We start from the raw sequence: 25544 nt of genomic DNA on the forward strand, positions 1-25544 counted from the left end.
TTACGGCTTCACCAGGAAGAAGGCGCGGAAGGCGTCCAGCAGCGGCAGGTTCGTCACCTCCAGCCCGGTGGTCTCATCCACCCACTGGGACTGCGCATTGAGCAGGTAGTTCTGGTACACCGCCGTGGTGGCGTCCGTGTCCCCGCTCCACAGGCGCAGGCGTGAGCCCGCGGCAAAGGGCAGCGTGCCCGGAGCCTGCGCCGTGGCCAGACCCGTGCCGCGCAGCGTGGTGCCCGCCGTCTGCGGCAGCGCCAGCGCCGTCGTGCGCACCTCGCCCAGCAGCGTCAGCGTGGCTGCCGTGCTGCGCACCTGCACCAGCATGCCCGTCTGCGGCGGGATGATGCGCGCGGCGTCGTTGGAGAGCGCGGCGTCGCCATCCCGCACCCACTGCGCACCGGAGGCCGTGGCCTGCAGCCAGTCGATCTGGAACTGGCCGCTGGCGCTGTCAAAGAACATGACGCGGTCTGCCGCGTCCGCCGTGGCGGCAGGCTGCAGGCTCGTCACCGGCAGCAGCGCACCCAGCGTCCAGTGCGGACGCAGGCTGATGCGCGCACCCGCCAGAGTGCTGTCGGCGCTGGTGCCCAGAGTCAGGCTCGTGGCGGAGGCGGCGGCGTCCACCTCATACGTGCGGCCCTTCAGCGCACCGCTCAGCACTTCCACATAGTAGCTCACACCATTCTGCAGCACCGTGCGGATGTCTCCGCTGCCCAGGCTCAGCACCACCGTGCGGTCGCTCACAGAGCTGACCTGGCCGGTGCAGATGGCAGGCAGCAGCAGCGGCATGGAGAGCGAGGCACGGCCCGCCGCAAACGGCATGCGCGCCCAGCCCTGCACCGCCGTGGTGGCCGTGGCCTCAGGCGTGCCGTCCAGGTTGGCGTCCAGCGCCACCTTCAGGCGCAGGAAGCCGCGCGCCGCACCGTTGAAGGCGGCCTCCACGCCGCCGTAGCGCAGCGTTTCGGTCTTGTCGGCATTGGCCGTGGTCACAGGCGTGAGGGACAGCGCCGTCCAGGTGCTGAGATCGCTGCTGGCTTCCAGGATGTAGCGCAGGTCCGCATGCGTGCCCGCAGGCCGTGTGAGCACGGCGTCGATCGCGCCCGTCACCGTGTTGTCCACCAGCGTGAAGCGCGCAGCCCCCAGGCCGCTGCCGCCCGCCGTGCCCAGCGCGTACTCCAGCAGGTTGGCCTGCCCGTCCGCATCCGGATCATCGTTCGGGCCATTGAGGCCGCCCAGGCTGTTCTGCGTCTGCCATGCCGTGAAGGTGGAGGCGCTGTCAGTCGTCGTCGTGGCCGGGTTCGTCGCCAGGTTGCGCTTCACCTCCACCGCATTCGGCGCGCCCGTGCCGCCCAGGAAGCCGAAGTCCACCGTCATCATGCCCGAGTCATCCGCAGCGTCGTCCATGAAGGCCTGGAAGCCGTTTTCACCCGTGGCGGAGGTCACGCTGCTGTTCAGCGGCATGGTGCCGTAGGCCAGGTTGATGAGCCCGGAGGAGATGCCGGTGGCGTCAGGCTGCGTGGCGTCGCTGCCGTTTTCATCAAAGCGGTCGTCCTTGTTCGTGTCGGCGTTGGTCGTCAGCTGCACGTTGCCCGTGCCTGCCACCGAGGTCATTCCATAGAGCGGCGCACCTGCGGCAAACATGCTGGCAGGAATATGCACGTAGTAGGCCGCCGGAGAGGTGGCATACAGCAGGTAGGTGCCGTCCGCCGCCGTCACAGCCTCGGACACCGGCGTGTCCGTCACCGCCTGCGCCTGCTGGAAGAGCCGCACCGTCACGCCGGAGAGCGGCACATCGATGCCCGACTCATACGTGCCGTTCAGGTTGGCGTCGCGGAAGACCAGGTTGCCCACCATGATGGCCTTGGCCTTCAGCCCCAGGTCGATCGTGAGGTCGATGTTCGCGTCGTCCGCGTTGTCGCTGGCCTTGTCATAGCCCGCCTCGCGGCCATCGGCATCCGTCGGCAGCGTGCCCGCCACCAGGGAGAATCCGGCGGTGACCGCCCCCGTGGTCTCAGGGCTGGAAGCAGGCTGCGCGTTCTGGTTCACATTGTCGTCATTGCCGTTCGTCGTCAGCGTGCTCGGCACCAGGAAGTTGAGCACACTGCCCGCGGCAAACTGCGCGGCAGGGATGCGCACCTTGTAGCTCTGCGGAGACACGGCCGGCGGCGCATACATGAGGTAGCCGCCGTTGGCATCCGTCGTGGTGCTGACCACGGCGGTGTCCGCGCCGCCCGCGCCGTCATTGTACACCAGCTCCACATTCACGCCCGCGAGGCCCGTGTCCACGCCCGCCTGGTATTTGCCGTCCGCGTTGGCGTCACGGAAGACCAGGTTCCCCACGCCCAGGCGTGTGGCAAAGCCGAAGTCGATCGTCAGGTCCGTGTTCGCGTCATTGGCGTCGTCCGACGTGCCCTGGAAGCCGCCCTCCTGCGCCCCCGTCGGCGCGGCATTCGCCACCAGCGTCACCGGCCTTGCCGTGATGCCCACCTGCTCGGGGTTCTGCGAGTCGATGCCGTCCTCGCCCAGGTTGTCGTCCCCGGTCGTGGTCTGGCTGCCGCGCAGCGACATCATCTTGTGCAGCGGCCCCGGACCCACCGGCCCGCCGTTGATGCTGATGGAGGCCTTGAAGTTGTCCGCAGCCACATGGACGGTGTAAATGCCCGGGCTCAGGTTGGTGAAGAAGTAGCGACCGTTGGAATCTGTGACCGTGCTGCGGATGTAGCTGGTGGAGCCCGCCGTGCCGCTGCCTGCATACAGCAGCATCCACACGCCCGGCACCCCTTCGCCCGCGTCCGCCACGCCGTTGTTGTTCACGTCGTTGAAGACCAGGTTGCCGATGTTCATCAGGCTCGGCAGCGTGCCGCCCGCAAAGCCCATGTCCACCGTCAGGTCCGCATCTGCGTCATTGTAGGTGTCCATCGAGCTGAGGAAGCCCGCCTCGCCCTCCGGCTCCGTGCCGTAGGCCAGCGCAAAGACCGTGGAGTTCACGCCCGTGCTCGCCGGGTTGGCGGCGTCCAGGCCGTTTTCGTCCACATCATCATCCTTGCCGTCGTCACCGCCAAAGCCGGACACCGGGCTGGTGCCGTAGAGCGCCGCACCGCTGGCAAACTGCGAGGCCGGGACCTGCAGGAAGTACTGCCCTTCCTCATACGTGTTCAGCAGGAAGCTGCCGTCGATGTTCGTGGTCGTCTCCATCACCGGCGTGCTGGTGGCCGGATTGTCACCCACCTTGAAGAGGCGCACCTTCACTCCCGCCACGCCAAAGTCCTGGCTGTCGTAGCGGCCGTTGGAGTTCATGTCGCGGAAGATCAGGTTGCCCACGCTGAGCGGCTTCGGCGCAAAGCCCAGGTCCACCGTCAGGTCCTCGTTGGCGTCGTCAAAGTCATCGCTCTCGGAGTAGTAGCCCGTCTCCGTGGTGGCCGCCGTCGGCGCATTGTTGGGCACCAGCGTAAAGGCCGGCGTGCGTGCGCCATCCGTGAGCACACCGCCCGTGGTGTAGCCGTCCTGCCCGGCATCATCGTCTCCGGCGGTGGTCGTGGGCTGCGCGTAGCCAGCGGGTTTTGAAGGCACCAGGTTTGCCAGAACGCCGCCTTCCTGGAAGTTGCTGGCAGGGATCTTCACATAGTAGCTGCCCGGCGCCACGCTGAAGCTGTACTGGCCCCCGCCATACGTCGTCGCCCTGCCCACGGCCTTCGTCGCGCTGGCGCTGCCGGACCACAGCTCCACGGTGACGCCGTCGATGCCGTACTCCGTGGCCGGGTCAAACAGGGCGTCGTTGTTCAGGTCGTTGAAGATCACATTGCCCACGCCCGAGCGCGGCACAAAGCCGAGGTCGATGGTGAGGTTTGTGGACGCATCATTGATGTCGTCGCTGCTGCCCTGGTAGCCGGCTTCCTGGCTGCCCGTCGGCGCATTCGTCGGTGTCAGCTCAAACACCGCCGTCTGGATGCCGTTGATCGCAGGCGTGCCGTCGTCCAGGCCGTCCTCACCCAGGTTGTCATCCCCGATCTGCGTGTCCAGGATGCTGGCGTAGCCGTAGAGCTGCCCGCCAAAGTCAAACTGCCATGAAGGCACGCGCACAAAGTAGCGGCCCGGTGCCAGATCGGCAAAGAGGTAGCTGCCGTCAGAGTTCGTGGTCGTGGTGGCCACCGGCGCATCAAACGGAATGAACGCACCCTCCTTGTACAGCTCCAGCGTGACACCGCCCACTCCTTCGCCGGCATCCGCACGGCTGTTGTAGTTCACATCCAGGAACACCAGGTTCCCCACCGCCACGGAGCGGAAGAAGCCGAAGTCGAACGTCAGGTCCGTGTTCGCGTCATTCACATTGTCCATGTAGGCATAGCCGCCGTACTCACCCAGCGAATCCGTCGGCTCCTGCCCCGGCGCCAGGTTGAAGGCCGCAGACTCCACGCCCGTCATGGCCGGATCTTCCACATCGATGCCGTTCTCGTCGGCGTTGTCATCCACGCCGTTGTCCGCGCCGTCTCCCGGCAGCGAGCGCCAGCCATAGAGCGCCTTGCCTGCGGCAAATTCAGACGCCGGGATGAAGACCTTGTAGTCTCCCTCCACCAGGTTGCTGAACATGTAGGTGCCGCCGTTGTTGGTGTACATCGTGGCCAGCGGATTGGCCGCATGCACGTCCGCAGCCGCGTTGAAGAGCTGCACCTTCACGCCGTCCACGCCTTCACCGGCGTCATAGAAACCGTTGCCGTTGAGGTCCGCAAACACCAGGTTGCCCACGCCCACGCCGTTCGGGTTGTTGGATTCAAAGCCGAAGTCGATCGTCAGGTCAAAGTTGTTGTCGTCAAACGAGTCGATGTCGTTGAACGCGCCGCTCTCGCCCGTGTCGTCCGTCGGCTCTGTGTCCACCGCCAGCGTGAAGACCGCGCTGCTGATGCCGTTGAGGAACGGAGAGGCGTCATCGATGCCGTTTTCACTGCCCGGCACATCGTCATCCAGCGCCGCCGAGGCGCTGCTGACGCCCGCCAGCGAGGTCAGGCCGTTGAGCGAACGCCCGGGCTCAAACTCCGAATACGGAATGTGCAGCACATAGTCTCCGGCAGGCAGCGCATTGAAGAAGTACTTGCCGCCGCTGCTGGTGATCGTGCTGAAGAGCGGCACGCCAAAGCCCGGCGTCTGGCTGCTGCGGTAGAGCTCCACCGTCACTCCGTCCACGCCTTCACCCGTGTCCGCCTTGCCGTTCTTGTTCTTGTCCACAAACACCAGGTTGCCCACGCCCACAGGTGTCTGGAAGCCGAAGTCGATCGTCAGGTCGATCGCCGCGTCGTTCTGGTCGTCAGACGTGTACTCAAAGCCCGTCTCACCGCTGTCATTCGTCGGTGCGTTGCCAGGGTAGAGGCTGATCACCAGGGAGGACACGCCGTTGTCCGTCGGCAGACCGTCATTCACACCGTCTTCGCCCACGTCGTCATCCCCCACCAGACCTTCGAGGATGCTGATGCGCTGGTACAGCGGCGCCCCCTCCTGGAACTGCGAGGACGGCACATGCACCAGGTAGTTGCCCGGGCGCAGGAAGTTGAAGCCGTAGCGGCCCGCAGAGTCCGTCGTGGTGATGTCCAGCGGATTGTCCACCTCGGGGAACTGCGTGTCCGTGTAGATCTCCACCTTCACTCCGGGGATGCCCTCGCCCGTGTCGTAGTGCCCGTTCGAGTTGTTGTCCGCAAAGACCATGTTCCCCAGCGCCACCGGGCGGAAGAGGCCGATGTCCTCCGTGAGGTCTATGTTGATGTCATTGAGGTCCGTCGAGGAGTCAAAGCCCGTCTCAGTGCCGTCGTCCGTCGGCGCCTGGTCACGGATCAGGTTGATGATGCCCGTGCTCACGCCAGTGATCCACGGCGTTTCGGAAGGCAGCGCATCCTGGCCGGTGTTGTCATCCCCCGCAGCAATGACAGGCAGGCTGTAAAGGCCGCGCAGATTGCCCGTGACCTCAAACTGGTAGGCCGGCAGGTGGATGAAGTACTGGCCCTGCCACAGGTTGCTGAAGAGGTAGAGACCGCCGTTCGCCGTCACCGCCGTGGCCACCGGCGTCGTCACACCCGCCGTGTCTCCCCAGCGGTAGAGCTCGATGGTCACACCATCACGGCCTTCGCCCACGTCAAAGCGGTTGTTGCCGTTGTCATCCACAAACACCAGGTTGCCGATGCCCATGATGCCCGGCTCCACAAAGCCGAAGTCCACCGTCATGTCCCCGTTGGCGTCCACCGTGTAGTTGTCCAGCTCGCCGCCAGGCGCAAACTCCGCACCGGAGCTGCCATTCCCCACAGGCTCGGCGCCAGGTGTCAGCGTGATCAGCGGACTCTTCACCACCGTCTTCGGCCCGCCCGGCTGGCGGCCGCTGTCATCACCGTCGATCTGGTCATCCAGCACGGACGAGATCGGGCTGCTGTACCCGCTGCCCGCCAGCGGCAGGCCATCCACAAAGTTCGACTCGGGGATCTGCACCTGGTACACCCCCGGAGCCTGGCCGGAGAAGTAGTAGAAGCCCTTGTTGTCCGTGTAGGTCCAGCCCACGAGGAATTCCGCACCGTCGGCCGAATCGCCGTTCACATCCCTCCACAGCTCCACACGCACCCCGGGGATGCCGAGCTCAGCCGCATCCTGGATGCCGTTGGCGTTGGCGTCATTCCACACCAGCGAGCCGATGGCCACCGAGTCTGGCAGCGGCGCGTAGGGACGCCCGATCGCCAGGTCACGCGGCCCCGACCAGATTTCAAAGTTCGGACCCGGCGGCCGCGGGATCGGCACTTCAAACACATTGACCGTGCCGTTTGGCGCGCCGGCGATGTCCACACGGATCAGCGCCCCGGTGTTGTAGGTGCCCGCGTTGACCGGCTTGCCCCAGCTGTAGCCGGTGATGTAGATCTGGTTGTTCGAGGGGTTGAACTCCACGTCACGCGTGTCCACCTCTCCCCTGCCCGCGCTGGAGAGCGTGGCGATGAGCTGCGGCAGCCCCGGCGCGGCCGGCGTGCTGAGGTCGATCTTGAAGACCTCACCGTCAGTGCGGTTGATGCCGTAGAGCGTGCTGCCTTCGATGTCGATGCCCGAGATCAGCGCGATGGAGCTGCCGCCCGGCACCATGGCCACCAGCTGCGTGTCCGTCACGATCGTGTTCAGCAGCTCCCCCGTCGTGGTGCTGTAGCGGCGCACCTCGCGCGTGTCGCTCGTCTGCACCACCAGGTAGAGGTTGCCGTCCGGCCCGAAGTTCATGTCCTCCACACCCGCCTGGGTGATGAAGGTGTAGGGAGCGGAGGCGCCGATGGGCTTGCCGGGGTTCAGCCCCTTCGGCCCCTGGAAGCGCACCACACGGCCGCCGTTCAGATCAAAGACATAGAAGTTGCCGTCCGGGCCGATGGCAAACTGCGTCACCAGGCTCATGCTCGTGGCGCTGTTGTCCAGCGCCAGCCCCAGGTCCGTACCGGTGGGGCTGATCTTGCGCAGGTTGCTGGCGCCGTAGTGTGCCACATACCAGTTGCCATCCGGGCCCTGCTCCATGCCGTAGGGCACGTCGCCGTAGTCCGCATTGCCCTGGCTCAGGCTGTTGCCAAACGCAGGCACCAGCGAGCCCGCGTAGAGCCCCGTGCTGGAGTTGAAGGCCTGGATGCTGTCCGCCTGCGTGGCGGAGACATAGACACTCGGCGTCACATTCACAAAGCCGAAGTCGATCGTCGTCTCATTGTACGTGCCGCCGCCGGTGCCGGGCTCGTCCGCCGCAGTCAGGGTGATCACGGGGCTGTTCACCGCGCCGCCGCTGAGCTGCAGGCCGTTGTCATCATTGTCCACGCCGTTGTCGGCAAAGGTCGTGTTGCTGCTGGAGAGCGGCTGCGCCGCAGGCGGCCGTGGGAGGCGCACGTACACCTTCAGCGGCGGCACCGAGGTGAAGAGGTAGGCACCGCCGGCGCTCGTCGTCGTCGTTTTCAGCAGCACGTCATCCGTGCCGCCGATGCTGCCGTCCGCGCCCACGTTCCAGAGCTCCACGGCCACGCCGTCGATCCCCGGCTCTCCGTTGTCGCGCACTCCGTTGTCATTCGTGTCCTGCCACACCAGGTTGCCCACGTTCATGCCGCGGAAGAGGCCGAAGTCCACGGTGTAGTCCGTGTCCGCGTCTCCGTCGTCCACCGTCGGCTCCCCGCCGGTGGTCAGCGTGATCACGGGGGAGAAGACCGGCGTGCCCGGGCCGCCCGGCTGGGAGGCCGCGTTGTTGTCATTGTCCACGCCGTTGTCCAGGTTCACCGGATTGCCGCCGATGATGTTGAGCTCAGACGGCATCAGCACGCGCATGAAGAAGGTGCCCGGCTGCAGGTTCGTGAAGTTGTACTGGCCCGCGCCGTTCGTCGTCGTGCTGCTCAGCATCAGGTCGCTGTTCGGTCCGCTGCCGCCGATCGCGTGGTCGGCGCCCGGATCCCACAGCTCCACCGTGATGCCGCTGAGCCCCGCCTCGCCCACATCGCGCAGGCCGTTGAAGTTGCTGTCCTCATACACCGTGTCACCGATGCTGAGCCCCTTCACCAGCAGCGAGTAGGACTGCGTGGCGGAGCAGTTGTTCGCATCCGTGCTGCGCACCGTGAAGCTGGCCGTGCCATACACCTGCGCAGAGCCGGAGATCAGCCCGCTGCTGGACACCGTGATGCCCGCCGGCGGAGAGCCCGCGATCACCGCATACGTGTACGGTCCCGTGCCGCCGCCGGAGGTGAGCTGCTGGCTGTAGGGGATGCCGTAGTACGCGCTCTGCAGCGTGGCCGGCGTGATGCTCACGCTCGGGCAGTTCACCGCCAGCGTGTAGATCCGTGTGGTGGAGCAGTTGAAGGAATCCACCGCCTGCACCGTGAAGGACGCCGTCGTCGCCTGCGTCGGCGTGCCGGAGATCAGGCCGCTCGCGCTCATCGAAAGCCCCGCCGGCAGCGTGCCGCTGGCCACGCTCCAGGTGTAGGGGGCGCTGCCGCCGGAGACGGTGAGGGAGGCCGAGTAGGCCGTGCCCACCACGCCGTTGCTCAGCGTCGTCGGGGAGATCGTCATCGTCGGGCAGAGGATGGTGATGGTGTAGGGCTGCGTGCCCGGTGCGCCGTTCACATCCAGCGCCTGCACCGTGAAGGAGTAGGTGCCGGGGGCTGCGGTGGTCGTGCCGGAGATCGCGCCCGCCGTGGAGATGGACAGCCCCGCTGGCAGGTTGCCCGTCAGCTTGCTGAAGGTGTAAGGCGCCGTACCACCGGTGGCGGTGAGCTGCGTGAAGTAAGGCACCAGCCGTGTCGCATTTGCCAGCGTGGACGGCGTGATGAAGATCGGCGGATAGTTCACCGTGAAGGTGTAGGACTGCGTGGAGGAGCAGTTGTCCGCATCCGTGGCCCTCACCACAAAGGTGTAGCTGCCCAGGCTCGTCGGTGTGCCGCTCAGCACCCCGCCGCTGCTCAGGCTCATGCCCGTGGGCAGCACGCCCGAGGCCAGGCTCCACGTGTAGGGGCTGGTGCCGTTCGCCGCTGTCAGCGTCTGGCTGTAGGCCGCATACTGCACGCCCGCAGGCAGCGTCGCCGGCGTGATCGTCAGCGTCGGGCAGGCGATGGTGATCGCCAGCGCCTTCGTGGCCGAGCAGTTCACGCTGTCCGTGGCCTTCACCGTGAAATTGTAGGTGGCAGGCGCCGCCGTCGGCGTGCCGGAGATCAGACCCGCCGTGCTCATGGACATGCCCGCAGGCAGCGCCCCGGAGATGATCGTCCAGGTGTAGGGCGAGGTGCCGCCGCTCGCGCTGAGCTGCTGGTTCGGGTACACCACATTCTTCGACGCGCTCGGGAAGGTCGGCGCGGTGATGGTGAAGGACGGGCAGTTCACCGTGATGGCATACACCCCGGACTTCGCGCAGCCGTTCACATCCGTGGCGGTCACAGTGATGTTGTAGCTGCCCGGTGCGCTGGAAGGCGTGCCGCTCAGCACCCCGCCGCTGCTCAGCGTCATGCCCGTGGGCATCGTGCCGGTAAAGCTCCAGACATACGGGGCGGTGCCGCCGCTCGCCGTCAGCGTCTGCCCCGTGTAGGCCGCATACTGCGTCGCCGCAGGCACGCTGCCCGGAGACAGGGAGAGCGCCGGGCAGGTGACCACCCAGGTGAAGGAGGTGTCCAGAGAGCAGCCGTTCGCATCCGTGGAGCGGATGACAAAACTGTAGGTGCCCGGCGCCCCCGTGATGGTGCCGGAAAGCAGACCGCCGGTGGAGAGCGTCGCGCCCGCAGGCAGCGTGCCGGAGGCCTTCGTGTAGGTGTAGGCCGCCGTGCCCCCCGTGGTGGAGAACTGCTGGCTGAAGGCCGTGTTTTGCGCCACCGAGGCCAGCGCTGTCGGCGAGAGCGTCAGCGTCGGGCACACCACCGTCAGAGACATCGCCTGCGTGGCGGAGCAGCCGGAGGCGTCCACCACCTTCACGGTAAAGCTGTAAGTCCCGGTCGCCGCCGTCGGCGTGCCGCTCAGCACCCCGCCACTGGAGAGCGCCAGCCCGCCCGGCAGCGTGCTGCCCGTGGCCACGCTCCAGGTGTAGGGGGAGTTTCCGCCTGCCGCGCTGAAGGTGGCCGAATAGCTGGAGCCCTTCAGCGCATTCGCCAGCGTCGTCGGCGTCAGCGTCATCGTCGGGCAGGAGCGCAGGCCAAAGTCGATGGTGTTTTCCGTGTTCGTCAGGCCGCTGGTGCCGGGCTCGCCGCCCGGAGTCAGGGCAAACACCATGCTGCTGACCACCGTGCCCGCACCGCCCGGCTGGCTGCCGTTGCTGTCATTGTTCACGCCGTTGTCCGCAGTCACCACCACGCTGCTGGCCAGCGAGTAGGCGGCGGGCGGCGTCAGGCGCACGTAGTAGTTGCCACCCGTGTAAACCTTGAAGCTGTAGGAGCCGCTGCTCAGCGTGGAGGTCGTCTGCAGCACCGTGTCCGCATTCGAGCCCGTGCCGCCCACCGCGTTGTCCGCGCCGGGGCTCATGAGGTCCGCCTGCACACCGCTCACGCCGGTCTCCGTCGTGTCCTTCAGGCCGTTGTTGTTGGTGTCATTCCACACCAGGTCACCCACGGTGATGCCGGTGAAGAGGCCGAAGTCGATGGTGTTGTTGCCATTGGTGCCGTCTCCGTCCACCGCTGTCGGCGGCTCCGCGCCCACCTGCAGGTCCACCACCGGGCTGTACACAAACGTGCCCGGGCCGCCAGGCTGGCTGCCGTTGTTGTCATTGTCCACGTCATTGTCCAGCGTCACCACCACGCTGCTCACTCCCGGCACGCTCACCGTCGGCGTCACACGCACGTAGTATTTGCCCGGCACCAGGTTCGTAAAGGCATACGCACCCGCGCTGCTGCTCAGCACGCTCGCGCCCACCTGCGTGTCCGCATTCGCGCCCGTGCCGCCGATCGCATTGTCCGCACCCGGGCTGAAGAGCTGCACCGTCGCACCGCTGATCCCCAGCTCACCGCTGTCGCGCAGGCCGTTGCTGTTGGCGTCATTCCACACCAGGTTGCCCACGTTCACCCAGGGCGAGACCGAGCACGGCTCCGTCGCGATGGTGAGCACCCCGGAGGCATCCGTCGCAAACGAGCCCTCCGTCACTCCCGGTGTGTAGCTGAAGGCCGTCAGCGCCCCGTTGCTGTCATACGTCGGTGCGCTCGCCAGATCCACCATGTGCAGCACGACGCCCGAGCTGCCGCCCGTCTGGATGCCTTCCCACGTCCCGGAGTTCACCCCCATCGCGCTCCAGTTCGTCGCATTGTTCACGCGGCTCACATCGATCACGCACTGGAAGCGCACGCTGCTGCCCGCCTCCGTCACCTTGTTCAGCAGCACGTCCCCTGCCGTGATGTTTCCGGCCGCCGTGCTCACCATCAGGTTCGCCGCCGTCTGCCAGCTCTGGTAGCCCAGCGTCGTGTCGTACTTGTAGATCGTCACCACCGGGCTGCTGCGCGTGATGCCGTCCACATACACGATGGCGTGGTCCGCCGTCGCGGGGTTGCCCCCCGTGCTGACGAGGAACCACAGCGCGTCCACCTTGGAGGCACCGATCTGCGCAAACGTCAGGTCCACGTTCAGGCGGCTCAGAGCGGCGTCATAGATCACGTCCGCCTTGCTCATCGTGGCCACCCCGCCCTGCGTGTAGCTGAAATCATACGCCTGCGCCGGCGTCCACTCCGTGGCTCCGCTCAGCACACCGTCCGCGTTGCTGTCCATCGCCAGGAAGTGGTAGCAGCCCGTCGCGCTCGGCCCGCTCGACTTGAAGCCGAAGTCGATCGTCATGTTGCCGTTGTTGTCGTCGGAGTCGTCGATGGTGTTGAAGGCGCCGCTCTCACCGTTCGTGTTGATCGGCTCGCCGCTGTCCGTCAGCGAGATCAGCGCGCTGCTGATGCCGTTCACCGCAGGCTGCGCGTTGTCGATGCCGTCGTCATTCCCCACGATGTTGTCGTCCACATCATTGTCCGTGGAGCTGGAAGGGAAGATCGAGACCGTGTTCACCAGCGCCTTGCCCGTGGCAAACTCGGAGGCAGGCACACGCACGTAGTATGAGCCCGGCACCACGTTGCTGAAGAGGTACTGCCCCACCTTGCCGGAGGTCGTGCTGGAGGTGGTGCTGGCCACAAACGAGCCCGCGCTGTTCAGCAGCTCCACACGCACCCCGCCGATGCCTTCGCCCGCGTCATACACGCCGTTGTTGTTCGCGTCTTTGTAAATCAGGTTGCCGATTCGGCAGAAGGTCGGCCGCAGGCCGAAGTCGATCGTGTTGTCCACGTTGCTGCCAAACGGCGCCACCAGGTTGCCCGGCTCCGTCAGCGCGGAGAGCGTGATCATCGGAGAATAGATCGGCGCACCTGTGGCGGACTGCGTCACGCCGTTGCTGTCGTTGTCGATGCCGTTGTCCGCATTGCTGCTCGTCGTGCTGCGGCGCGGGTGCGTGATCGGCGGCGTCAGCTTGATGTAGTACTTGCCCGTGCTCAGTCCGGTGAAGCTGTAGAGGCCGTCGCTGCCCGTGGTAAAGGTCGTCCCCACCTTCACATCATCTCCGTTGTTCACCGTCGAGTCGGTGGAGGTGTAAATCTCCAGCTGCGCACCGGCCACTCCCGTCTCGCCCGCGTCCAGCAGGCCGTTGTTGTTCAGGTCGGAGAACACCAGGTTGCCCATCGTCATCGCCGCGCTGAAGCCAAAGTCCACCGTCATGTCCTGGTTGCCGCCGCCGCTGGCCAGGTTCCCCGGTTCCTTGCCCAGGGCCAGGTTGATCACCGGGCTGGACACCGCCGTGCCCGAGCCGCCGGGCTGGATGCCGTTGCTGTCATTGTCCACCCCGTTGTCCAGGTTCACCCCCGGAGAGGCCGTCGGCCACATCGGGTCTGGCGTCGGCAGCTTCACAAAGTAGTTGCCCGCCGTCAGCCCGCTGAAGAGGTAGTAGCCGTTCGCATCCGTCGTCGTCGTGGCGGCCAGCGTGTCATCGCCGGTGTTGGCCGTGTTGTCCGCACCGGCCTTGTAGAGCTGCACCGTGACGTTTTGCAGGCCCGGCTCGCGTGGGTTCTTGATGCCGTTGCCGTTGGTGTCCGCCCACACAAAGTCACCGATCGCCAGCGACTGCGGGTTCGTCGTCGCGCTGCCCTGCAGCAGGATGTTGTCGATGTCGATGTACCCGGAGCCGTCTCCGCCCCACAGGTAGACTTCCAGCATGAAGGACTTCCCTGCCAGGTCGGCACCCGTCGGCAGCGTGGACGCCCCGCCGATGGAGTTCGTCCATGCCAGGTTCATCGAGTACCACGAGCCCGTGGCGGAAAGCTGGAAGACGTTCGTCGTCACCGTGCGCATGGTCGTGCCGTCCAGCCAGGAGAGGAAGACCTTCCCCTGCACCGGCGCCGTCGTGCCCACGCGGTACACATCAAACAGCAGGTTGCCGATGTTCCCCGTCGCCGTCGGGTCCATGTCAAAGCGGATCCACAAGCTGTCCGGCCGCTGCACCAGCGAGCTCGGCACCGCGTTGTAGCCCGTGTCATACGCCGCGTCCCAGTCGCGCATGCGGCGGGAGAGCGCACCGCTGCGGATCGGCCCGTTGTTCGTCGGTTCGCTGATGTCCGTGAGGCCGTTCATGTCGTCCTCGATCTGGATCTTCGCCGCGTTCACCACGGCGGAGTTCTTGAAGCTCGGCGGTGCCGGCAGGCCGCCGCTGCTCGTGTTCAGGTCGTACTCCAGCAGGTTTGCCAGAGACGCGGGCACCGCGCGCAGCGCAAAGTCCACCGTGTTGTCCGCGTCGATGCCGCCCGCCACATCTCCGGGCTCACGCCCCACCGCCAGTGTGACCACCGGGCTGACGATGGCCGTGCCCACGCCGCCGGCCTGGATGCCGTTGTTGTCATTGTCCACCCCGTTGTCCAGGTTCACCTGCGGTCCGGAGGACAGCGGGTAGGCCGTGGGCGGCGTGGCGATCTTCACAAAGTATTTCCCCGGAGCCAGCCCGGTAAAGGCATACGCCCCCGTGCCGTCCGTCGTCGTTGTGCCCTGGGACACATCATCCCCGTTGCCGATCACCGAGTCCGTCGTGGAGAAAAGCTGCAGAGACACGCTGCCGATGCCCAGCTCTCCCACGTCCTTGGTGCCGCTCTGGTCCGTGTCCTGCCACACCAGGTTGCCCAGGGTGAGACCATTGATCACCGCGATGTAGTCGCGCGTGCCGGAGCACGTCGCGCTGTCCACCGCACGCACAGTAAAGCTGTAGCTGCCCGCCGCCGTCGGCGTGCCGCTGATGGCTCCGGTGGTGCTGTTCAGCGTCACCCCCGGTGGCAGGCTGCCCGCCGTCACCGAATACGTGTAAGGGCTGATGCCCCCGCTCGCCGTCACCGTCTGGCTGTAGGACAGACCGCGGTAGCCCGAGCCCAGGCTCGTGGGGCTCAGCGCCAGTGTGGAGCAGTTCACCGTCATGGTGATGGTCGTCGTGCCTGTGCAGGCATACGCGCCGCGTGCCGTCACCCCAAAGCTGTAGCTGCCCGGCGCCGTCGGAGTGCCGCTGATGACACCCGCCGTGCTCAGCGCCAGGCCCGGCGGCAGGCTGCTGCCAGACTGCAGCGTCCAGGTGTAGGGAGCCGTGGCGCCGGAGGCCGTCAGCGTCGTGGAGTAGCTGGTGGCCACCGTACCGCTCGGCACGCTGCTCGGCGTGATGGTGACCGTGGGGCACTGCAGCGTCAGCGTGCAGGCAAAGGTGCCGGGGCAGTTGTTCTGATCCATCGCCTGGATCGTGAAATTGAAGGTGCCCGCCGTGTCTGTGGGCGTGCCGCTCAGCAGGCCGGCCGTGCTCAGCGTCAGGCCCGCTGGCAGCGTGCCGGACTTCACCGTCCACGTCTTCGTGCCCACGCCGCCGCTCGCGCTGAACTGCTGCGAGTAAGCCGTGCCCACCGTCGCCGTGGGCAGCGACGAGGGGGAGATCGTGATCGCCGCGCAGTTCACCCCCAGCGCCAGCGCCTGCTGCACCACGCAGCCGTTCAGGTCGCTCGCCTGCACCGTGAAATTGAACGAGCCCACCGCGGACGTCGTGCCGCTGATCAGCCCTGCGGAGGAGAAGGTGATGCCGGAAGGCAGCGTGCCGGACGCCAGCGTCCAGGTGTAGGGGGAGGAGCCGCCAGTCGCCGTGAGCTGCTGGCTGTAGGCCACCGTCGTCGTGGCCTGCGGCAGCGTCGTCGGCGTGATGGTGATCAGCGGGCAGTCAAACAGGATGGAGTAGTCCCGCGTGCCTGTGCAGCCAAACGCATCCGTCGTCTGCACGCGGAAGCTGTAGGTGCCCGGCACCGCCGTCGGCGTGCCGCTGATCACGCCCGCGCTGCTCAGCGTCAGCCCTGTCGGCAGCGCGCCGCTGACCACCGTCCAGGTGTAGGGGCTGTTGCCGTTGCTCGCCGTCAGCGTCTGGCTGTAGGCCTGGTACTGGCGGCCGTTTGGCAGCGTCGTGGGGGCGAGCGCGATCGCCGGGCAGGTCACACGCAGCGTGTAGCTGCGCGTGCCGGAGCAGTTTGCGCTGTCCGTCCCCTTCACCACCACCGTGTAGTCTCCCGGCGTCGCCGTCGGCGTGCCGCTCAGCAGGCCGGCGCTGCTCAGGCTCATGCCCGTGGGCAGCGCGCCGCTCTGGATGCTGAAGGTGTAGGGAGAGCTGCCGCCCGTGCCGTCCAGCAGCACGGCGGAGTAGGAGGCAAACTGCTGCGCATTCGGCAGCGTCGCCGGTGTGAGCGAGATCGTCGGGCAGGTCACCTTCAGGCTCAGCGCCTTCGTGCTCACGCAGTTGTTCGCGTCACGCGCACGCACCGTGAAGGAGTACGTGCCCGGTGCGGAGCCCGGCGTGCCGCTGAGCACACCCGCGCTGCTGAGGCTCATGCCCGTGGGCAGCGCCCCGCTGCTGATGTCCCACTGGTACGGAGCCGTGCCGCCCGTGGCCGTCATCGTCACCGCCGTGTAGGCCGCGTACTCGGGCGCATCGGCAAACGTGGCCGGGGAGATGCTCAGCGCCGGGCAGCCCACCGTCAGCGAGTAGCTGCGCAGGCCGATGCCGCTGTAGGCGTCCGTGGCGCGCACGGTGAAGGGATAGCTCGCAGGCACCGCCGTGGGCGTGCCGCTCAGCACGCCGGTCGTGGTGTCCAGCGTCAGCCCGGCGGGCATGCCGTTGTTGCCGCTGGTGGTGATGCTGTAGCGGGCCAGCGCCTCCGCAGAGCTCAGCGCCCGGTTGTAGATCACCGCCTCATCCAGCGCGCCGTTCCAGCAGGTGCTCGCCGTCGCGCTGCCGCCCATCACCAGCGCCTGCGTGGAATGGTTCACCGCCGTGGTGAAGGCCTTCGAGGCGATCTGCACGCCGTTGACGTAGATGCGGATGTTGCTGAGGTCATACGTGGCCACCACATGGCTCCAGCTTCCCACCGCCAGCGTCGCATCCACAAACTCAGACGTGCCTGCCACCGAGCTCGTGCCATTGATGAAGAAGCGCACGGTGCTGCCGCCGCTGCGCTGGATCAATCCATAGCCGTTGGCCGGAGCGGTGACGTTTGATGTCTTCGCGAGGATGATCTGGTCCGCCGCAGGCGTCGCTCCCGCAGGGCGCACCCAGGCCTCCAGGGAGATCTGCGCCGGGCGCATCACCGACTGGTCCGCCACCTGCGCGTAATCATTCACCCCGTCAAAGCTGAAGGCGCCGCCCACCAGCCCGGTGGTGAAGGCCACGCCGTTCATCAGCGCGCCGTTGTTGCCCGCCACCACTTCCGTGGCTCCGCTTTCACCCGGCCACCACGCCACCGCACCGCTCAGCGCGGAAGGCCCATAGCTCCAGGTGTAGGGGGAGGTGCCGCCCGAGGCCGCCAGATTCTGCGTGTAGGCCGCATACTGCGTGGCGGCCGGCAGCGTGGCTGGGTTCACCGTCACCACCGCATTGCTCAGCGTCAGCGTGTAGTTTTGCGTGCCGGAGCAGCCCTGGCTGTCCGTGCTGCGCACCGTGAAGCTGTAGCTGCCCGGTGCCGCGGAGGCCCCCGGCGTGCCGCTGATCACACCCGCGCTGTTCATCGTCATGCCGCTCGGCAGCGCGCCGCTGCTGATGGCGTACACATACCCGCCCGAGCCGCCGCTGGAGGTCAGCGTCAGCGGATTGTAGGCCACATACTGCGTCGCCACCGCCACCGTGCCGGGGCTGATGGTGATCGTCGGGCAGCCGCGGAAGCCGAAGTCGATGGTGTTTTCCGTGTTCGAGTTGCCCGTGCTTCCGGGCTCGCCGCCCGCCGTCAGCGTGATCACCGGGCTGATCACCGCCGTGCCGATGCCGCCGGTCTGGATGCCGTTGCTGTCATTGTCGCGCCCGTCGTCCGCGCTGTTCACCACGCCGGAGGCCAGCGGGTAGGCCGAAGGCGGTGTCGGGATGCGCACGCGGTAGCTCGCCGGCTGGTACACCGTGAAGCCGTACACCCCGGAGCTGTTCGTCGTGGTGCTGGTGATCACCGTGTTCACCGTGCCGTCCAGCAGCTCCACCCTCACCCCTGCGCCCACGCCGGTCTCAGTCGCGCTGCTGAAGACGCCGTCGTTGTTGGCGTCGATGAAGAGCTGGTTGCCCAGCTGGATGCCGGAGAACAGGCCGAAGTCCACGCTCAGCTCCGTGTCAGGATTCGTGTCGCCATCGTTCACCGGCTCCGTGCCGCTGGCCAGGGTGATCACCGGGCTGTAGATGTAGGTGCCCGGCCCGCCGGGCTGGCTGCCGTTGTTGTCATTGTTCACCCCGTTGTCCAGCGCCACGACGTTCCCGCCCGTGGCCGGGATGTTTGCAGGCGGCGTCACGCGCACCACATACTTGCCGTCTGCCAGGCCGGTGAAGTTGTAGGCGCCGGCGGAGTTCGTCGTCGTCGTGGCGATCCACAGGTCATCCGCATCTCCGGCGACGTCGTTGGTGCTGCGGAAGAGGTCCACCGTCACGCTGCTGATGCCGATCTCAGGATTCGTCCCCGTGTCGCGGATGCCGTTGTTGTTGGCGTCATTCCACACTAGGTTGCCGATGGTCAGCGTCGCCGTGGTGTTCACCTGGCACAGATACACCAGGTCCGCCGCCACGGCGTTGGTGCTGCTGCCGCCGGAGAGCGCCAGCGTCGCCGTGTCGATCTGCGACTGCGTGGCCCCGTTGGCCACACGGAAATGGTAGGTGAACTGGCGCCACAGCGGCTGCGTGCTGTTTGCCGTGGCCTCCGTCCAGCTGTTGTAGTCCGAGGCGCCAAAGGCCGAGTAAGACACCGTGCCCGCATTGTAACCGCAGCACTGGCTCACGCCCGGAGCCGTCGCGCTCATTTCACCCTGCGGCACCGTGTAGTACTGGTAGAGCCCCGGCGTCGCTCCGGTGATGATCTGAAAGATCTGCGCGTTGGCGCCCAGATTCCACAGGATGGACGCCGCGCCGGAGGTGGCGTTGGCCGCCCACACGCTCAGCTCGTACTCCTTGCCCGCCTGCAGCACGCTGCTCCAGCTGCCGCCGCCCGCAGGCATCAGGTTCACCGCCGAGTTCGTTCCCTGCAGCATCACCATGCGCTTGCCATGGCGGCTCTTCACACTCTCCATCCACGAGACCTTGGACCCTGTGCTGCCCACGGCGACCTGCACGCGCTGCACCGGCTCGCCGACACCGCTGGTGCCGTTCGTGCCGCCCACCCACTGGAAGGCGTTGATGCCGCTGCCAAACGCCGTGCCCGTGCCGTCATACCCCATCACGCTCGCAGGCGCGCCTGTCACGTTCGTCGTTCCCAGAAACTCAAAGCTCGGGTTGTCGATCAGGTTTGTGATCTGGCAGGGGTTCGCATTGGCAAAGCCGATGTCGATGGTGCTGTCGATGTCCGTGTCGTCTCCGTCCACCCCTGCTCCGGGTTCCGTGTTCGGGTACAACGTGATCAGCGGCGTGACCACCGCGATGCCGGACACCGCCTGGATGCCGTTGTTGTCATTGTTCACCCCGTTGTCCAGGTTCACCTGGCTGGTGCTCACCTTCGGGTAAAACACCGGCGGCGTGGGGATGCGCACGTAGTAGGTCGCGGGCGTCAGGTTGTTGAAGAGGTAGAGGCCGTCGGCGTCTGTGGTGGTTGAGGCCACCAGCACATCATCACCGCTGCCGTTGTTCACCACGCCGTTGATCCCCGCCGTCCAGAGCTGCACCGGCAGGTTCGGCACGCCGCTCTCCGCCGCGCCCTTCAGCCCGTCGTCGTTCATGTCCACCCACACCTGGTTGCCCAGGCCCATGCCCTTGATGTTGTAAGTCACCGCCGTCGTGCTGCTCTGGCAGCTGTAGGCGTCCGTCGCGCGCACCGTCACCGTGTAGGTGCCCAGCGTCGTCGGCGTGCCGCTCACGCTGCCGTTGCTGGCCAGGCTCAGCCCCGGCGGCAGGCTGCCGCTCACCAGTACAAAGGAGTAAGGCGCCGTGCCGCCGCTCGCGGTGATGCTCTGCCCGTAGCTCAGCCCGAGGTAGCCGTTTGCCGGCGTGGTGCCGCCCACCGTGACCACCGGGCAGACGGGCGTCAGCGTGTAGCTGCGCGTGCCTTTGCAGCCGTTAGCATCCGTCGCGGTCAGCGTAAAGGTCACCGGCGTGCTCGCCGTGGCCGTGCCGCTGAGCACTCCCGTGCTGCTGTTGATGCTCAGCCATGCGGGCAGGCCCGTGCCGCTCCAGGTCAGCGGGGTGGCCCCGGTGCCGCTGGCGGTGATCGTCTGCGTGTAGCTCAGGCCCAGGTAGGGCGCCGGCAGCGTCGCCGGGTTCAGGGTGATGACGGGGCATACCTGGATCTGGTAGGTCGTGCTTCCCAGGCAGCCCTGTGAGTCCGAGATGGAAACCGTGATGCTCGTCTTGCTGCCGTCTCCGGTGGCGGCCGTGCCGCTGATGACACCGCCGCTGGAGAGCGTCAGGCCCGCAGGCAGCGTGCCGCTGCTCAGCGTGTAGGTGTAGGGGCCGGTGCCGCCGCTGGTCGTCAGGGTCTGCGAGTAGGCGCTGCCCGCAGTGGCGCTGGGCAGCGTGCCCGGCGTCACGCTGAAGATCGTGCAGCGTGGGTCCAGCGTGTAGATCTGCGTCACCGCGCAGCCGTTGGCGTCCGTGGCTTTCACCGTGAAGCTGCCGGGGCTGTTGTCCGTCGGCGTGCCGGAGAGCTTCCCGGTCGTGGCGTTGAGCGTGCACCAGGACGGCAGCGTGCCGCTCACCACGGTGTACTGGTAAGGCGCCGTGCCGCCCGTGGCCGCAATCGTCTGCGTGTAGAGCTGCCCCACCGTCGCAGGTGGCAGCGTCGCGGGGCTCAGGCTCAGAGCCGGGCAGATCTGCAGCGCAGGCCAGACCTGGGAGCCCACGCAGCCGTTGGCATCCGTTGCGGTCAGGGTCAGGCTGATGCCGACGCCATTCGCCGCTGTGGGCGTACCGCTGATCACACCCGTGGTCGCGTTCAGCGTCAGGCCCGCTGGCAGCACACCGCCGGTCACACCCCACACATAGTCCAGCCAGCCCGTCACCGGCTGCAGCGTTAGGTTGGGCCCGGACCAGAGCAGCTTCATCACCGCGCTGCCGCCGGCCTCGTAATACTCCACCCGGATCGGCACCACCACGCCTGCGGTCAGGTTCACCGTGGCCGTGTAGTTCGTCGCGGACTGGTCCATCCATTTGTCGATCACCAGCGTGTTGTTCACCCACACACGCACACCGTCGTCGCTGGTGCTCTGGAAGGTGTAGGTGCCCGTCGTGGCCGGACGCACAAAGCCGCTCCACCGCACCGAGAACTGGTCCACCGGCACCGTGGCATCCGGCGAGCCCGCCGCCCAGTCATAGTTGATCGCCGACTCCTGGCGCGTGAGCAGCAGCGTCTTGAAGGCCGTGCCCGAGAAGTACTGCCCCGTCAGGCCGGAGGTAGGCGAGGCGCTGAAGGTCTGGCTGTAGGGCACCCCCACCGTGCCCACCGGCGGCGCGGACGGCGTGATCGTCACCGCAGGGCAGACCGGCGGCAGCGTGTAGGTGCGCGAGGCGGAGCAGAGATTGGCGTCCGTGGCCGTCACCGTAAAGGTCACCGCCGTGGAGTTCGTCGGCGTGCCGGAGAGCACCCCCGTGCTTGCGTTCAGGTACAGCCAGCTTGGCAGGCCCGTCGCGCTAAACACCAGCGGCATCGCCGTGGTGCCGGTGGTCGTGATGGTCTGCGCATATGGCGCACCGATCACCGGCGCAGGCAGCGTGGCGGGGTTCACCGTGATCACCGGGCACACCTTGATCTTCAGCGCCTGGTCCCGGAAGCACGTGGTCGCATCCATGGCGCGCACCGTCACCGTTGTGCCGTTCACCCCGTTCGTCGGGACCGTCGGCGTACCGGTGATGCTGCCGGAGCTGCTCAGGCTCAGGCCTTCCGGCCATGTGCCTGAAGACGTGCTCCAGGTGTAGGGGGTGGCGCTGCTGCCGCTCGCGCTCATCGCCTGCGTGTAGGCGCTGCCCACCGTGCCGCTGGCCAGCGTCGTGGGCGTCATCGTGATCACCGGGCAGGAGCGGAAGCCGAAGTCGATGGTGTTTTCAAAGCTCGTGCTCCCCGCAGAGCCCGGCTCCGTGCCCGCCGCCAGCGTGATCACCGGGCTGATCGTCGGTGTGCCGGCGCCGCCGTTCTGCGAGCCGTTGCTGTCATTGTCCACCCCGTTGTCCTCATAGACCGTCAGTGTCGCGGAGGTGTAGGCCGCAGGCGGCGTGGGGATGCTCACCCGGTAGGTGCCCGGCGCCTGCCCGCCAAAGAAGTACTTGCCGCTCGCGTCCGTCGTCGTCGTCAGCAGCACGTTGTTCGTCGCCGCGTCCAGCAGCTGCACCGTGATGTTTGCCTGCCCGGACTCCGTCGCGGGCTGGAAGATCCCGTCGCCGTTGATGTCGGCAAACACTTGGTCGCCCAGGCTCACGCCGTCGCTCAGGCCAAAGTCCACCGTGAAGTCCGTGTTCGTGTTCGTGTCGCCGTCATTCACCGACTCCGTTCCGGGGATCAGCGTGATCATCGGGCTGTACAGCGGCGTGCCCGGGCCGCCGGGCTGCATGCCGTTGTTGTCATTGTCCACGCCGTTGTCCAGCGCCACCACCACGCCGGAAGTCACCGGCAGAGACTCAGGCGGCACCACCTGCACATAGTAGCTGCCCGAAGGAATGCCGCTGAAGGTGTACACCCCGCTGCTCGTGATCGTGACCGGCGTGCCGATTTCATAGTCGGCATTCGCTCCCGTGCCGCCGCGCACACCGTCCGCGCCCGGGTGGAAGAGGTGCACCACCGCGCCCTCCGCTCCGGGCTCGCCGTAGTCCTTGATGCCGTTGCGGTTCGTGTCTGCCCACACCGCATTTCCCAGGCAGAGCCGAGAGTCAGCCACGTCCACCTTTTGGAACACCATCGAGTCCTCCTGGCCGTAGGGGTTGTCTCCAAACACGCCCATCATGGTACCGTCTGCGGAGATGCCGTCGCCGCCGTTGTAGATGTTCCAGTAGGAGTAGGCGCTGTCCTGCGCCACATGCCCGTCAGACACCAGCAGGTCGGAGATCCTCGTGTACAGGTCCGCAGGCGTGTCCCACATCACCGCAAAGCTGCCCGTGGACGCGCTGCTGTACAGCGTGCCCAGCACACGGCCCGTGTCGCTTATCGCCCCCACGATGCCGCCCAGGCTGTCCTGCGGCAGGATGCGCGGCAGGTTTGTGCGCGTGCTCGTCTGCAGGTCGTACACAAACGGCACCGGCACCCCGGAGATCTTCTGGCTGGAGCCCACGTAGCGCCCATTTGGACTGATGCGCCCCGCGTTCAGCGAGCCGCCGCTGAAAGTCACCAGCACCGTGCTGTAGCCCGCCGCCGGGCTGCCGCTCAGCACCTTGCCCACGCCGCTGCTGTCCGTCACCAGCAGCTTTGTGCCGTCTGCAGAAGCGTCCACCACCTCGCGCACTCCGGAGATCGCCGTCCACGCAAGGGTGTTCAGGTTCCAGTAGCCGCCCTGGGAGAGCACCGGGCCGCCGGGGCCGTCTGCGTCCACCGTGCCAAAGGCATACGCGCTGTCGCTCGTCAGCGCGCACGGGATGGCGCTCATGCTCGCGTTTGAATCATACGGCGTCAGCAGCCTCACCGTCGTGCCGCTTGCCTGGCTGTAGTACCATGGCGCGATGCTCAGCTTGCTGCCAGCGGACCATTTTTCATAGCCCACCGCGTCGCCGCTGTCGTTCACATCGCGCCCCATCGCATACGGATGCGCGCTGTCCAGCAGCGGCACGTTCACGTTCACATCCGTGAGCGTGTTCAGCAGGAAGGCGTAGGACTTCTTGCCCACGCGGATGCCCGTGACCCAGCGGCCGTTGGGAGACATGTTGTAAAGGCAGGTGCCCACCCCGTTGTTTTCACCGCCCAGCACATCGCGCCCCAGCCGCGTCACCAGGTAGGCACCGCCCGCGGTCTGGTTCAGCGGCGTCGGGCAGGCGGAGGTCACCGCTGCGGAAACGATGATGCTGCGTGTGATCGTCGTCTGGCATGAGTTGGCATCCGTCACCCTCAGCGTCAGCGTCGTCGTGCCGGCCACGCTCGGCGTGCCGGTGATCGCTCCGCTCGTGGAGTTGAAGCTCATCCCCGCTGGCATCGAGCCGCCCGTGATCGCATACGAATAAGGTGCCGTGCCCCCGGCGGAGATGAACGTCTGCGAATACGCGCTGCCCACCATGCCCACCGCGAGTGTGCCGGGGCTCACGCTGATCACCGGGCACTGAGGCTTGATCGTGTAGCTCTGCGTGCCCACGCAGCCGTTGGCATCCGTGGCGCTGATCACAAAGGTGCGTGATGTGGCGCTCGTCGGCGTGCCGCTCAGCACGCCCGTGCTCGCGTTGAAGGTCACCCCCGTCGGCAGCGTCCCGCTCGCCAGTGCCAGCACATACGGCGCTGTGCCGCCGGTCGCGCTGATCGTCTGCGAGGAGCTCGTGCCCACCGTCCACGTCGCCACCATCGGCGAAAGCGAAATCACCGGGCAGATTTTCAGGCTGATCACCTGGTCCTTCAGGCAGCCGTTCGCATCCATGCTGCGCACTGTGAAGCTCGCTCCCGTGCCGTTCGCCGTCGTCGGCGTGCCGCTGATCACACCGCTGCTGCTCAGCAGCAGCCCCGCTGGCAGCGTGCCGTTGCTGATCGTGTAGGTGTAGGGAGCCGTGCCGCCGCTGGAGGCCAGCGCCTGGCTGTAAAACGTGCCCACCGTACCTGCCGCCGCCGTCGTCGGCGTCACACTGAGGGCCGGGCAGACCTGCAGCGTCAGCGTCGCGGTGGCCTGGCAGCCGTTCGCATCCGTCGCGCGCAGCGTCAGGCTCGCACCGCTGGCGTTCACCGCAGTCGGCGTGCCTGAAATCACGCCCGTGCCGGTGTTCAGCGTCAGCCCCGCTGGCAGCGTGCCGCTGGTCAGCGCCCACGTGTAGGACGCCGTGCCGCCGCTCGCCGTCAGCGTCTGGGAGTAAGCCGTGCCCACCACCGCCTGTGGCAGCGAGGCAGGCAGGATGCCGATCGTAGGGCACACCGGCGCGAGCGTGCAGGCCAGCGTTTTGGCGCAGCCGTTCGCATCCGTCGCGCGCACCGTGAAGGCCGCCGTGGTCGTGTTCGTCGGCGTGCCGGTGATGACACCCGCGCTGCTCAGAGTCGCCCAGGAAGGCAGCGCCCCGCTCGCCAGCGTGAAGGTGTAGGGAGACGCGCCGCCACTCGCGGAAACGGTCTGTGAATACGCCACGCCCACCGTCGGCGTGGTCAGTGTCGCGGGGGCCAGCGAGACCACCGGGCACACCTGCAGCGCCAGCGTCTGCGAGCCCTGGCAGCCGTTCGCATCATTCACCCGCACCGTGATGGAGCCGGCCGGGCTCGAAGCCGCCGTCGGCGTGCCGCTGATCACACCCGTGCTCGCATTCAGCGTCAGGCCCGCTGGCAGCGTGCCGTTGGTGATCGTCCATGAGCTGTAGGGCGCCGTGCCGCCGCTCGCCGCCAGCGTCTGCGAATACAGCGTGCCCACTGTCCCCTGCGTCAGCGTCGTCGGGCTGATGCTGATCGTCGCGCAGGAAGGCGTCAGCGTGTAGC

Annotated in this window: 1 protein-coding gene (only partly in view); it reads right to left on the minus strand. The window is 66.9% G+C overall.

The window, feature by feature from the left end; all coding sequences use genetic code 11:
• A protein-coding gene (locus ACFQDI_RS23005) for a putative Ig domain-containing protein (RefSeq protein ID WP_377171420.1) crosses the window boundary here: on the minus strand, positions 1–25544 show its 3' portion. 5044 nt of this gene lie beyond the right edge of the window; only the last 25544 of its 30588 coding nucleotides appear in the window; its start codon lies beyond the right edge, outside the window; the stop codon is at positions 1–3.

Source organism: Prosthecobacter fluviatilis (assembly GCF_042655725.1).
Classification (GTDB): Bacteria; Verrucomicrobiota; Verrucomicrobiia; order Verrucomicrobiales; family Verrucomicrobiaceae; genus Prosthecobacter; species Prosthecobacter fluviatilis.